8 protein-coding genes are annotated in these 13,593 nt (G+C 47.7%); 7 read left to right on the top strand and 1 reads right to left on the bottom strand.

Translation table 11 applies throughout. The features are described 5' to 3' along the window. The first annotated feature begins 105 nt into the window (after nucleotides 1–105). From ACTJKB_RS11030 to galU, 5 genes are all read left to right on the top strand, one after another. Nucleotides 106–1,281 (top strand): S1C family serine protease, encoded by a 1,176-nt coding sequence (locus tag ACTJKB_RS11030; RefSeq protein WP_440833951.1) that lies wholly within the window; start codon nucleotides 106–108, stop codon nucleotides 1,279–1,281. After that, the gene (locus tag ACTJKB_RS11025; RefSeq protein WP_440833950.1) at nucleotides 1,250–3,226 is read left to right on the top strand and encodes a stalk domain-containing protein; all 1,977 of its coding nucleotides are present in this window, start codon (nucleotides 1,250–1,252) and stop codon (nucleotides 3,224–3,226) included. The genes ACTJKB_RS11030 and ACTJKB_RS11025 overlap by 32 nt, the downstream gene beginning before the upstream one ends. A gap of 147 nt (nucleotides 3,227–3,373) precedes the next feature. Beyond that, the gene (locus ACTJKB_RS11020; protein WP_440833948.1) at nucleotides 3,374–4,045 is read left to right on the top strand and encodes a hypothetical protein; all 672 of its coding nucleotides are present in this window, start codon (nucleotides 3,374–3,376) and stop codon (nucleotides 4,043–4,045) included. Nucleotides 4,046–4,473: 428 nt separating this feature from the next. Beyond that, nucleotides 4,474–6,993 carry a DUF3656 domain-containing U32 family peptidase gene (locus ACTJKB_RS11015; RefSeq protein ID WP_440833946.1) on the top strand — a complete coding sequence of 840 codons (2,520 nt, stop codon included), beginning with the start codon at nucleotides 4,474–4,476 and terminating at the stop codon, nucleotides 6,991–6,993. A 270-nt stretch (nucleotides 6,994–7,263) separates the two neighbouring features. Then, nucleotides 7,264–8,151 (top strand): UTP--glucose-1-phosphate uridylyltransferase GalU, encoded by an 888-nt coding sequence (gene galU / locus ACTJKB_RS11010; RefSeq protein WP_074087226.1) that lies wholly within the window; start codon nucleotides 7,264–7,266, stop codon nucleotides 8,149–8,151. A 233-nt stretch (nucleotides 8,152–8,384) separates the two neighbouring features. On the opposite strand, the gene ACTJKB_RS11005 is transcribed toward galU, so the two are convergent. Then, on the bottom strand, nucleotides 8,385–11,132 hold the full coding sequence (locus ACTJKB_RS11005; RefSeq protein ID WP_440833945.1) for an O-antigen ligase family protein: 2,748 nt from the start codon (nucleotides 11,130–11,132) through the stop codon (nucleotides 8,385–8,387). 321 nt (nucleotides 11,133–11,453) lie between these two features. Here ACTJKB_RS11005 and ACTJKB_RS11000 point away from each other — a divergent pair, with 321 nt between their 5' ends. Together ACTJKB_RS11000 and ACTJKB_RS10995 are read left to right on the top strand one after the other, a co-directional pair. Then, complete coding sequence (locus ACTJKB_RS11000; protein ID WP_440833943.1) at nucleotides 11,454–12,251, top strand: ABC transporter permease; 798 nt, start codon at nucleotides 11,454–11,456, stop codon at nucleotides 12,249–12,251. Then, nucleotides 12,241–13,584: an ABC transporter ATP-binding protein gene (locus tag ACTJKB_RS10995; RefSeq protein WP_440833942.1), complete on the top strand. Its 1,344-nt coding sequence runs from the start codon at nucleotides 12,241–12,243 to the stop codon at nucleotides 13,582–13,584. The genes ACTJKB_RS11000 and ACTJKB_RS10995 overlap by 11 nt, the downstream gene beginning before the upstream one ends. Nucleotides 13,585–13,593 lie beyond the last annotated feature (9 nt).

The following is a 13,593-nucleotide window of genomic DNA, read 5'->3' as shown; positions in this document are numbered from 1 at the left end:
CTTTAACCGCCACTGGCGCTGCTGAAGGCGTCTTTTTATCATTACTAAAGGTATATCCATTAGATTTCAGCAATTCATAGATACAGAGAGGGCCGGTGAAGACGGATGTGGTGGGGGAAACGTAAGTATAGAAAGAGTCTAAGCCTGCTGCTGTGCGGAGTGCTGCTGTCCGGTACGGGGAGCGGTGCCTATTCAGCACTTGCAGCGGGAATTCCAGACAATAGTCCGGCTGGAGCCAAGGACTTCAAGGTTGGGGCTTTCAAGCAAGTAGGAGCTGCAACAGCTGCCGGCAAAAAAAATGTGGTGATGACAGTTGACGCGGTGCCGCAGATTATTAAAGAGGTGTCCCCCTCTGTGGTGGGCATTATCGGCAAATATTCCGGCGACCGCAGCAGCGGACCGGATGACCGGTACAATCTGACCCATGGCTCGGGAATTATAGTCAAAGCGGACGGCTGGATTATAACCAATGCGCATGTCATAAAAGGCTTGCAGAACGCGGTAGTGGTAACGTCAGACGCTAAAAGCTACAGCATCACGGCTTCCTATATCGATGAAGTCAGTGACCTGGCGCTAATCAAAATCAATGCCAAATCGCTGAAGCCCGCCAGGTTTGCCAGCGCATCGAGCAAGCTCCAGGTGGGGGAGAAGGTGATTGCTATCGGGACCCCTATTTCCTTTTCGCTGCGGAATTCGGCTACAGTGGGTGTGGTCAGCGGGCTGAACCGGGCCGTCGATGCCGCCTATCGGCTGATTCAAAGTGATACAGCTATTAACCCCGGGAACAGCGGCGGTCCGCTGGTTAGCATGAGAGGGGAAGTGCTGGGGGTGAACAGCCTGAAATACGCTGCGGTTGGTGTGGAAAATATGGGTTTTTCCATTCCGGCGGATACCGTTCAGTACATCATGAACCAGTTGTTTAAATATGGTGAGGTAAAACGTCCCAGCCTGGGCCTGGAGCTTGAGGAGAGCTGGTCCGCGATTGTTGGGCTGCCTGCTCAGGACCCGCTGACTGTAACCAAGGTCGTATCTGCAGAAGCAGAACAGGCGGGGATTACCGCAGGCGATGTGCTGTATGCGATTGACGGACATCGTGTTGCTTCACTGGTCGATATCAACGAGTGGTTCAAGAGTTATAAACCGGGTACAGCAGTGAAGCTGCTGATGCAAAGTGACGGGGATATTGTGACCCGTAAGCTGGTGCTGGGTCAAGGTGACCCGCTGACCGGGGGAGAGGAGGCGGAAGGTGATGGAGAAGCTGAAGCACAGACAGAAGAATAGCGGACTGCCAGTGGAGGCAGGCCGGAAGACAATAAGCAGAATGATACGGTCGGGGATGTGCGCGTTGCTGGCAGTGTTAATGCTGTTGGCAGTTCTGCCACTCCAGCAGGTGCAGGCAGCGGAGCAGAAGCTGCTGCAGCTGAATCTCAAGGTCGGTAGCACTACCGCAACCGTAAACGGCGAGAAGGTTGTGATTCAAAAGCCCATAGAGGTTAACGGAACGGTGCTCGTGCCGCTGGGTATATTCAAAAAAGCCTTCGGCAGCAGAGTCTCCCTTGAAGCGGGCGATGTGGTCAAGGTGATGTACGGGCCCCATACCGGGGCCATGACCATCGGCAGTACAACCGCCTGGAAGGATGGGGTCAAGATCACGCTGCCAGTTCCCCCGCGTATGGTTTCGGGAACACTGCTCGTACCGATGCGTTTTGTGGCCGGAGTTCTGGGAGCGCGGGTTTCTCCTGGCAGCGGTGGTGGACTGCTAATCACGCTCTCGCCGTCAGAGGCTGAAGAAGAAACGCCGGAGAGCGGCGGAATCGACAGTGATGTCGGCAAAACACGGATTGGCAACAGTTACTATGGGTGGAGTATGAACTATCCATCCGGTCTGGTGGTCGGCGACAGCGGCGGCAATGAAAGTGTAGCTACTTTTACAAGTACAGAGAATCTGTATTATCTGGAGGTTCATGCTTCACCGCTGGAAATAGCAGCAGATCCTGATGAATTGCTGGAGAGACTGGTTCGCGCGGCTGAAGAAGGCGGGGAGACGATTCTGGACCGGGTGGTTTTTCCGAATGCGGAGGTTCCCTACGCCCGGATTGTCAGTAAGGATTCCAGCGGTGCATTGTGGGAAGGCCGTCAATATTACAGTAACGGAAACTTATATGAGCTCTACCTGACAGATGATAATGCAGGGAATTACAAGGATCTGAATCAATATGCTTCACTGTTGAACTCATTTGTCCCTTCATTTAACGCCGGCGACAAGAGTATCCGTGATCTCTCAACGGTCAAAAACGGTCTACGCGAAGGATACAACGACGATTACGGAATATCTCTACAGGTTCCTGCAGGTTGGACTATGGATGATCAACACCTGTACTATGAGAGTAACAAAGGAAGCCATCTGCTTGTAAAGGTTTCTTCAGCGCCATCCGGATCTACATTGGAGAGCTGGAGCAAAGATCTGGATTCACAGATTAGTGATACCTTTGTGCCGGGTGCATATGCCATGCAAAAGGATATGGAGGCCGTAGTCTCTGGTGAGCCTGTGCTCGTTAAGGAAACGGGTCTGAACCCGGGCAGCGGCTGGAGTACAGAGTATCAGATCCTTTTGCAAAAATCCGGCTACCGCTACTACGTGGAATATTGGGCAGCAGCGGGGCAGGATGAGGACAAGGCTCGTTTTAAGACGATCTTAAGCTCCATAGATATCGATTTTTCTAGGATCAAGGAGAACTTTGGCAGGCTGGAGACCGATGATTACATAGCGCTCCGCAGCCAGGTTGTAACCAAAAGCTCCAAGACCTACGGCTATAGCATAGATATTCCACGGCTGTGGATACCTTATCAGGATGTTTTTGAGAGTCAGACCGTAGAATACCGGTTCACCGGCGGACGCTTCCAGATCAATGCTAACCCTGAGGGTTCCGTGGATTATGCGGTAGGCTTGCTGCAAAGTTACTACAAGAACAGCAAAAATGATCCCAAAGGCCCTCAGCTAATCAGCATGGAGGAAATTACGTTTGCGGGAGTCCCCGCCACGATGCTGACGGTCCGCCAGACTAGGGGCGGTATCCCTGGACATATGAAGCAAGTAGTTTTTGGTAAAAATGATCTGGTCTACACCCTCACCATAACCGTAAATGACGCCAACTCGACGCCTGCCCAGCAAGCAGCTCTCGATACGACGCTGAAGTCCTTTCGCATAGCGGCGGGTGGGGAGTAGGGGGGGGGCAGGAGAATTGGAGACTGCTTCATATAACGGTTGCTGCCCCTCTTTGGCAGAAGTATAATAAGGTCAGACGAAGAACGTCCCATTACCTTTTTGGTAGCTTGGGGCGTTCTTTTTTTTTGCGAAAGAGGTGGATAAGTAATGGGTGGAAGTTTTGAAAAAGCGCATGAGTCGTTAGTAGAGCGCCATTTAAGTGTGCGAACAGGGGAGCGGCGAGGGAGGCTGGCCAGGGGACACCAATATGCGGAAAAGCTGCTGCTGCAAAATGTCTGGTGGCCGCTGTTCGGTAACCTGGATCATCTGCATCCAGAGTATGAAGTGTATGATTGGAACCGTAAATCGCAATTCCTGGATTTTGCGTTCATTCAACCTTACGGGAAATTCGGACTGGAATGTGACGGATATCAGAGCCATGTGAAAGACATGGACAGAGAGAAGTTCAGTTATTCTTTAAACCGTGATACCTTTCTGACAGGCATGGGCTGGAGAATCATTCATTTTTCGTTTGATGATGTTCAAAAGCGTCCGGAAGTCTGCCGCATGCTGCTGCAAATGGTCATCGGCCCAACATTAATTCGAAACTCACCGGCATCTTCAATTTCCCCTCAGGAAAGAGAAGTATTAAGAATGGCCTGGTGCACAGGACAAGGGATTCGTCCCAAAGATATTATGGTCCATTATGATGTGAACTTCCGAACGGCACGGAAATGGCTGCAAGGCCTGGTTGGCAAAGGTATGTTGCGCCCTATACTTAAAAATGCGTATATCTGTAGCTACGAGCCGGTTGAGGGTTTTCCAGAAGTATGGTCGTAGGCAGTCTTTGCAGATAGTCCTTGTGGAGAGTCCTTCTAGAGAGTTCTCGAAGAGAGTCCGTTGAGATTGTTGTATGAATTACAACTTTGAATGGAAGATTAGGCTGTATTCGCTGAATTGTTGTACGAAATACAAGATATTCTCTCTTAACCATGCTGAAGTCAGATAAATGCTGCCTTTCATACAACATTTCTTAACTTGAGCCCCGAATTCTGCGGGAATGTTGTATTCTGTACAACACGTGATCCGGTTGAGGGTATGAATTAACATTATCGTTAATCGGCAGCGCGGATTACCTAAAGATACTTTTGTTCTTGAGCATATATAAATCTTGGCAAATCAATGGCGAACTGGTGTGATGTTTGATACAATTAACAGGTTAAAAAGCTTTAAATGACCCGCCGGTAAGGCGGTTTGGGAGGATATAAATGAACGAGCAAGGAATACGCAGAGAAGACGTGGAACTGCTGGCTCCAGCGGGTGACTGGGACTGCATGCGTGCGGCGGTGGCAAATGGGGCGGACGCTGTCTTTTTTGGCGTAGAAAAGTTTAATGCACGGGCGAGAGCGAACAACTTCCGCATGGACGAGCTGCCGGAGATTATGGCATTCCTGCACAGCTATGGTGTGAAGGGGTTCCTGACCTTTAACATACTGGTATTTGAGAATGAGCTGCCTGACGCTAAGGAACTGATTGATGCTTGTGTGGATGCGGGTGTGGACGCAGTAATCGTGCAGGATCTAGGGCTGGTCAAAATGATCCGCGAGATCTCCCCGGACTTCCCGATCCATGGCTCTACGCAAATGACGATTACTTCACCGGAGGCGGTGGAGTTCACCAAGCCTTGGGGGCTGGAACGCGTAGTGCTCGGACGCGAGAATAACCTGAAGCAAATTCGTACGATCGGGGAGCAGGCGCGCCTGCCCATGGAAGTTTTTGTACATGGGGCGCTGTGCGTCTCCTATTCTGGCCAATGTCTGACCTCGGAAATGTGGGGCGGACGCTCCGCTAACCGCGGGGAATGCGCACAGGCCTGCCGTCTGCCGTATGACCTGATGGTGGATGGCGAGATCAAGCCGATGGGCGATGTCACTTATCTGCTGTCGCCTAAGGATCTGGCGGCGATTGATCTGATGCCGGAGCTGATCGAGGCAGGAGTCACCTCCTTCAAAATCGAAGGCCGCCTCAAAAGTCCGGAATATGTAGCTAACGTGGTAGGCAAGTATCGTAAGGCAATTGACCGGTACTTTGAAGGGAATTGGTCACCGACCTCCAAGGAAGATATCCGTGAGCTGCAGCAGAGCTTCTCCCGCGGCTTCACGCATGGCTTCCTGGAAGGTACAAACAATAAAAAGCTTGTGGACGGTACCTTCCCGAAAAGCCGCGGCGTCTATATGGGGACCGTAGAGCAGATTCTGCGTGATGGCGTAGTGTGCCGCATTCATGCACCGCTTAAGCGTGGAGATGGCATTGTTTTTGACGCTGGCGATCCGACGAAGAAAGAAGAAGGCGGACGCGTCTACGATCTGCGCCGCAAAGGCGTGAAGCTGGAAGGCGAAGCCGGGGAAGGCTGGATCATTGATATCGTGCCAGGACGGAGTGACGTGGATCTGCGCCGCCTCCATGTCGGCGACCGCATCTGGAAGACGAATGACCCTGCGCTGGACAAGGCGCTGCGTCAGACCTACGAAACCGAGAAGCCTTACCGGGTCTTCCCGGTGCATGTGAAGGTAGAGGGGCGGGCGGGTGAGCCGCTTGCCACCTGGTGGACCGACGTTCAGAAGAACGTGACGGTCCGCGTGGATTCGGAGCTGCTGCTGGAAGCCGCGCAGAAGCGTCCGATGGATGCCGCCCTGCTGGAAGAGCAATTCGGCCGCCTGGGCGGGACCGTATTCCAGCTGGAGGCTATGGAGTCGCACCTGGAAGGCGACGTGATCGTGCCTATGCGCGAGCTCAACAGCATCCGCCGCCAGGCGGTGGAGCTGCTTGCGGGCGAGCGCCCGAAACCTCCCGTCTACGTGAAACGGGAGGTAGAGGTCTACGGCGGCGCTTCCCGCAGGGGCGCCGCAGGTCCGCGCGGTGAAGCGGAGCTCACCGTGCTGTGCCGCAGCCTGCCGCAGGTGCAGGCTGCCCTCGAAGCTGGCGTAACGAATATATACGCCGACTTCGAATTCATCAAGCAGTTCCCGGCAGCGGTGGACGCTGTACGGGCTGCTGGGGCCAGTATTGCGCTGGCTACGCCACGCATTCATATGCCAGGCGAGAACGGCTACCATGCCAACATCCTGCGTTTGCAGCCGGATGCTGTCCTGGTGCGCAATACCGGAGCGCTCTATTACTACTTGAAGCGCCGCATGGAGCAGCCGGATGCCGTACATCCGCGCCTGATCGGCGATTTCTCCCTGAATATCGCCAATCACAAAGCGGTAGATCTGTTTCTGAACGCAGGCTGCGACGCAGTAACACCGTCCTACGACCTGAACATCCAGCAGATGGTCGATCTGCTGGAACACAGCGATACCTCGCGTATGGAGGTCGTGATCCATCAGCATCTGCCGATGTTCCATACCGAGCACTGTGTCTACTGCACCTTCATGAGCGAAGGCACGGATTATACCAACTGCGGACGTCCCTGCGAGGAGCAGCGAGCTTCCCTGCAGGACCGCATCGGCATGGCCCACCCTGTTCGTGTAGACGAGGGTTGCCGGAATACAGTCTACAACGCAGTGGAACAGTCCGGAGCGGAATATCTGAACAATTTTCGTGAGCTTGGTGTGAACTCCTTCCGTGTAGAGTTTCTGGAAGAAACGCCGGAGCAGGTTGCTGAGGTCCTCAGCCTCTATAGCCGTGCGCTGCGCGGAGAGATTTCCGGCACACAGGTATGGAAAAGCCTCAAGGCTACCAACCAGCTTGGAGTTACGCGCGGTCAATTGGTGAACGCGAAGTAAGCCGGATCGTTCGGGCGGAGATCGATCAGCAACAACGCAGGTTCTGTTTATATAGTGCCTGCAGTTCATCCTAATAAATCCCAGGGTCAGTGTAATTAGGAGCTTGTAGACAAGCTCTTAGCACACTGGCCCTTTTATATACATATCCCTTGCGGTTTCAATAACATCCCTGCCAAAACACACCCAAAACTGCTATAATTAAAGCAAATATGCCATTTTCCCTTTAGCAATGAAATGGAAATTAGAGAAGATCATAGAAGGAGCCCTGTCATGAAGATCCGTAAAGCTATTATTCCCGCAGCCGGTCTTGGCACCCGCTTTCTGCCCGCGACCAAAGCTATGCCCAAAGAAATGCTGCCGATTGTAGACAAACCAACCATCCAGTATATTGTTGAAGAAGCGGTCGCTTCCGGTATTGAGGATATCATTATTGTAACGGGGAAAGGCAAACGTGCGATCGAAGACCATTTCGACAATTCATTTGAGCTGGAATTCAATCTGGCCGAGAAGCAAAAGTGGGAGCTGCTGGAATCTGTACGCAAATCCTCCGAAATGGCCGACATCCACTACATCCGTCAAAAGGAACCCAGAGGTCTCGGTCATGCCATCTGGTGTGCCCGTAAATTTATCGGCAATGAGCCATTTGCTGTTCTTCTTGGGGATGATATTGTTGAAGCTGACAAACCCTGCCTGAAGCAGATGATTGAAATTTACGAACAATATAAATCCTCCATCGTAGGCGTTCAACCTGTGCCTTGGGAAGAGGTTTCCCGTTACGGTCTGGTGGATGGTACGGAATTGGCTGATCGGGTCTTCAAAGCCAACCGTCTGGTGGAGAAGCCCAAGAGAGAGGAAGCTCCGTCCAACCTTGCGATTCTGGGGCGGTATATCCTGACTCCACGTATTTTTGACATGCTCGGTGAGCAGCAGGTAGGGGTAGGCGGTGAAATCCAGCTGACCGATGCCATCTCCCGCTTGAGCGAAGTGGAGCGCATTATTGCTTATGATTTCGAAGGCAAACGCCATGACGTCGGCGAGAAAATGGGCTTCATCCAGACCACCATCCACTATGCGCTTCAGCATGAGGAGCTCAAGGAAGGTCTGCTGGACTACCTCAAAGCAGTGATTGACAGCGAAGCACAGAAAGCAGCGAAGTAAAGGGCTGCGGACAGCTTTTCTTTCTAACCTGGCCCCCGGATTCATCTCTAACAAATTATTATTCAATCCCAAAAGAGCGCCCCGCTGAACACAGTCAGCGGGGCGCTCTTTTGCATGTAAATCTAACATTGGAATCTTTAGAGTAACAGTAACAAGTATTTCGTCATTTTCTCACAAAACGGGTGCCATCCTTAACAAAGGACAACACCCGCTTTGCTTACAATCTCATTTAGTTAGTACTGCGTATTTACAATGGCATCGATTTGAGCGGCTTCCGCTGGATCTGCGGCAATCAGCTTGTCATAGACTGGCTGATCTTGAGCAGCATTTGCTTTTTTTAAGGCGGCCAAGTACCAACGGGCAATCTCACGGTTGGCTGCATCCTTGTAATCTTCGGACAGACCAAGCTTCAAGGTATTGGAGGCCGCTTGAACTTGACCTGCCATCAACTGGATTCTGCCCGCATTGAGTGCAAGTGCAGGAGTAACAGGGAGTGACTGGAGCTGCAAGTCGGCTTGTACCTGGTTGTAAGCACTAATCCCGACATTCAGGTACATGACTTTACTGTCAGCATCCTGCTGGGTGAAAGCCTGCTGAGCCAGCTCATAGGAGCGGGCAATCAGCGAACTGTACCAGTTCGTATCCCAGAGGGTTGCGCTGTTCACAACATCCGTATAATGATCACCCAGCCCAAGCTTTAGGGTTGCCGTGGCTTCCTTATTTTGTCCTGCAATCTGCTGCATTTTTGCCACATTCAGAGCAATCGTTGGTGTTACCGAGAATGGACGTCCCTGCAGCTGCTCAGGAGGCAGAGTTTTCAGATGCTCAACACCATCCGTTACATGCTTATAAGCATCAAGTCCTGCAGTTAGGTACTCCTGCTTCTTGGCTTCGTCCTTTTTGGCATTTGCGGCACTTGCCAGCGCCTGGGAACGGCTGATCAGAGCATCGTACCATTCAATATCCCAGTTAAACTTATCCGCGTTGTCCCGATAGACGGCGAAGGAGAGCTCGCTTTGGCCTTTCAACTCATACGATGTAGCCAATAGCTGGAGCAGCTTCTTGTTATAAGGCTCATCCTTAAGCGCACGGTTGATCACGGTGAACGATTCGTTCAAGTACTGCTCATCCTGAGTTTGGCCATACACCTGCTGGTCCATAGAGGCGAGGTATGCCGCTGCTTCCGGATGGTATGGACGATCCTTTAACGCGGCTACCAAAGGTGCCTTGAGCTCCTCATATGATTGACTTACACCCATCAACTCCTTGGCCTTCACGGCCGAACTGCTGGAGCTAATGGCGCTAATCGACAGGAAGAGCATAAAGGCTGTACCGATAGCCAGGGCCGCAAGGTAACCATAGCGTAACCCTGTTGTATTCCAATTCCGGCGCAGTGATTTGCTGTCCATGGCAACGCCCATTCCGGCAAGACCTACGAATATCAGAATGCCCATAAAAGCATAGCTGAGATTGAAATCCAGCAAGCTGTGGAGAAGAATCGATAAAGCAATAATATAGAAAAAGAATCCATTTTCAAATTCATTTTTATCCCGTTTGAGATATCCACGAATGTATTTGTAGAAAATATAGCCGATAAAACCCATGAACACGATAAATCCGACAATACCTACTTCAATCAGATATTGCAGGAAGAAGTTATGCACCTGGCGGCTTGTATACGGGTTGTTCTGATAGTGCTCATACAGCGAAGTCCAGCCCCCGCCCCCAGCTCCAAGTATCGGATAGTCCTTAATAACTTTTACGGCATCCTTATAAAAAGTAATACGTTCAAGTACACTGTGCTGCTTGAAGTTGATGTTCTCCAGACGTGTTTCCATGTTGGCAGGAAGTACGGTGCGTACGCTTGTACCGATCAACAGGAAGGCAACAACCGCAACCAGCACAACGGACAGCAGCGGCAGCCACAGACTAGAAAGCTTGCGTGATTCCCAGCCGCCGAGCTTGTTCTGCAGCCAAGGAGAGAGATACTGCTGAATGGCCCAGCCAAGTACGGCGACCACAGCGGAGGCCCCAAGCAGATAAGCCCAGCCCTTTAATGCTGCTGCAGAAGTGAAAGCTGTATTCAGTTCCGTCCCAAGATTGGTCATCGGGCCCGCAATGACAAGCGAGGCAATGCCGGCAATAGCAAGATGGATAATCCAGAGAATCTGCTTCGCAGGCTTCAGGGACAGTAGCAGAAGAATGAAGACCACAGGCAGCATCACTAATCCCCCGCGGGACAAGGTCAGCAGCAATGAAATAATGATAGGAACAAGCATGAATCCATGAGTCAGCGTTCCATACCACTTCTTGGATCGAACCAACGCGAAGACAGCCACAAATAGAAATGCCATCAGAAAAGCAGCATATGTATTCGCATATTGGAAAATAGAGGTCAACCGCAGGCCATTGGAGTCAGTCATTACCGCATCCAGATATTTGCCTCCGCGTACAGTATCGGAGAACCACCCCACCAAACCTCCGGCCAATTTCCAGCTGCCCAGCCAGTTCAGCAGACCAAAACCTACAATGAAATAAGAAATAGCCAATATAGCATTTTGAATGACAACATTTAGTTGCTTTTGCTTGAGCAGATATAACGCTATAATGAAGACTGCAATATACATACTCTGAACAAAGAGGATATTCATCGCCATATAATGCGAAACAGCGACAAACAATGACAGGGCATACGTTATAGGAAGCAGCAGCGAAGCCACAACCAGCAAGTCGCGCTGCTCCTCCAGCTTGAACTTCTTATAGTACAAGCCCATCCAGACCAGCAGCAGAAGACCACTGAGCAAGGAAGACACATAAATCGGCTTTTCAAAGTCGATCTGCTGTCCATTAAACAATCCTACCTGAAATGGGGTCCACACCAAAAACATAATGAAAGCAACAACCAATGCCCACACCGGGCTGGATATCTTTTCAACATTTCTCGACTGAGCTGCATTTTTACCGTATACTGGTTTCGACACGTTTTAATCTCCTTTTCCTGTAGGTACGTGGATATTTTAACATATGACTATATGTAGAGTCAGTAATAATTCAATTTTATCTAGTATGCATAAAATTACAACAAATTAATAAAGAGGTAATTTATATAAAAAAGGTCGAAATCGAAGTTTGGGGGAAATTGGTTTAGTGCAGAATCAAATATATATAACCTATCGATTTATTAACGGTCAAGTCTGGAAATATTGAATGCTAAGTTTAGATAACAACAAATACAGAGTACTGTTTCAAAATATATAATATATCTATAGTTTATTTCATCTATAAATTAAGGAGAGAGATTAATGTCTGTTTTTTCATCAATCTATAAAAATAAAAATTTAATAAAACAACTAACTAAAAGAGATATATTAGTTAAATATAGAGGTTCAATGTTGGGAATGATCTGGTCAATACTAAATCCCTTAATAATGCTGATCATCTATACTATCGTATTCGGTGAGATATTTAAGTCTAAGTGGGGAAACACTGAAAATGAAAGTACCTTTATTTTTGGGTTGACACTTTTTACTGGGATGATTGTATATAATTTATTTTCAGAAGTGTTGAGTCGGTCCGCTACGATTATTCAATCAAATGTTAATTATGTAAAAAAAATAATCTTTCCGCTTGAAATACTGGTTGTTGTCTTAATGCTAACAGCTTTATTTAATGGACTTATAAGTTTAATTGTACTTATCATAATGAACATTTTTTTGGGCCAAGCCTTATCTTGGACAATTCTTCTAATTCCAGTTGTTTTATTTCCAATCATTTTATTATCGATGGGATTGGCTTGGTTTTTAGCAGCTTTAGGAGTCTTTTTCAAGGATACAAATTATATTGTTACTCTAATTCTTCAAATCGTGCTGTTTTTATCACCTGTTTTTTATTCAATAGAAAATGTTCCGGATTATTTGAAAGGTATCTATAATTTTAATCCTCTTGGAATAGTGATACAGCAGATGAGAGAAATTGTATTATGGGGTGAAATGCCAAACTGGATTCAGTGGGCAAATATTACCTCCATATCGCTTGTGATTTTTGTGGGTGGTTATTACTTCTTTACAAAGTTGAAAGGGGCATTTGCAGATGTTATCTGAGAATAATGCTATAGAAATAAAAAATATAAGTAAAAAATATTATTTATATAATAGTCCTGCTGATAGAATGGTTTCTTCGTTATTTAAAAATTTTAAAAAGTTTAATGAAGTCAATGCTTTGAATAATATTAGTATAAATATCCCAAGAGGAAAGACTATTGGTCTAATAGGGCAAAATGGCTCCGGGAAAAGTACCCTGCTACAAATAATTACAGGTATTTTAAAGGCGACTAGTGGTGAAATTAAGGTTAACGGTAGAATTGCGGCATTATTAGAATTGGGATCGGGTTTTAATCCGGAATTTACCGGAAGAGAAAATGTTTATATGAACGCTACAATATTAGGTTTAACTAAAGAAGAGATTAATGATAGATTTAGTGATATAGAAAAGTTTGCTGAAATAGGTCACTTTATTGATCAACCGGTTAAGACCTACTCAAGCGGCATGTTCCTTAGATTAGCATTCGCGACTGCAGTTCATACAGATCCTGACATACTTATTGTTGATGAAGCTTTGGCTGTAGGGGACGTGCGTTTTCAGAGTAAGTGCTTTCGTAAATTTAAGGAATTTCAGGAACGAGGAAAGACTATTCTTTTTGTTACACATGCAACCGAACTTCTAATACGACATTGTGACTACGCGTATTTAATTAATCAAGGAGAATTAATCCAGGAGGGGCTTCCGAAAGAGGTTGTTAATACTTACTTGGATTTACTCTATGGTAAACAAAAGAAACTGAATGTTACGACTGAAACTCGAGAGGCAAACATTCAAAGTAAAGAATTAGATATAAAAGTACAAAATAAATATTCTCAAGAAACGATTGAATTTATTACGAGTGAGAATTTAGTCTCAAACTGTGAAAACAGAAGGAGTTATAATCAAAATGAATTTAGATGGGGAGATAAAAGAGCTGAAATTATAGATTATTTAGTATTATCAAACGATATGGCAGATCCAATCGATTGTAGCTCTACGGAATTACTTCAAATAATCATGAAAGTAAAGTTTAATGATAACGTAACTTCTCCAATATACGGGTTAACTATTAAGACGGTAGATGGCGTTACTGTTTATGGGAACAATTCCAGAGATGATTCGATTGAGGTCTCTTCACAAAACGAGGCTAATATTTGCTGTGTTCAGTTTGCTTTTGTTCCTCAACTTGTAGAAGGGGATTATTTTATTTCATTAGGGATAGCTGAAGATGTTCCTGGATTAGAGGCTCCGCCGCTAGATAGAAGGTACGATCTTATACATTTGAAGTTTCATCATGATTCTTTAGGGTTTGGTATTGTAGATCTTGGAATGAAAATTGAACAATTGATTTAAGTTGTTTTT

The organism is Paenibacillus sp. 22594, assembly GCF_052044425.1.
GTDB lineage: Bacteria > Bacillota > Bacilli > Paenibacillales > Paenibacillaceae > Paenibacillus_AQ.
This window is presented reverse-complemented; position numbering and strand designations above follow the sequence as displayed.

Bases quoted from the DNA above. Each gene is read 5' to 3' on its own strand.
- ACTJKB_RS11030 (WP_440833951.1), top strand. From the start codon at position 106: ATGTGGTGGGGGAAACGTAAGTATAGAAAGAGTCTAAGCCTGCTGCTG.
- ACTJKB_RS11025 (WP_440833950.1), top strand. From the start codon at position 1,250: ATGGAGAAGCTGAAGCACAGACAGAAGAATAGCGGACTGCCAGTGGAG.
- ACTJKB_RS11020 (WP_440833948.1), top strand. From the start codon at position 3,374: ATGGGTGGAAGTTTTGAAAAAGCGCATGAGTCGTTAGTAGAGCGCCAT.
- ACTJKB_RS11015 (WP_440833946.1), top strand. From the start codon at position 4,474: ATGAACGAGCAAGGAATACGCAGAGAAGACGTGGAACTGCTGGCTCCA.
- galU (WP_074087226.1), top strand. From the start codon at position 7,264: ATGAAGATCCGTAAAGCTATTATTCCCGCAGCCGGTCTTGGCACCCGC.
- ACTJKB_RS11000 (WP_440833943.1), top strand. From the start codon at position 11,454: ATGTCTGTTTTTTCATCAATCTATAAAAATAAAAATTTAATAAAACAA.
- ACTJKB_RS10995 (WP_440833942.1), top strand. From the start codon at position 12,241: ATGTTATCTGAGAATAATGCTATAGAAATAAAAAATATAAGTAAAAAA.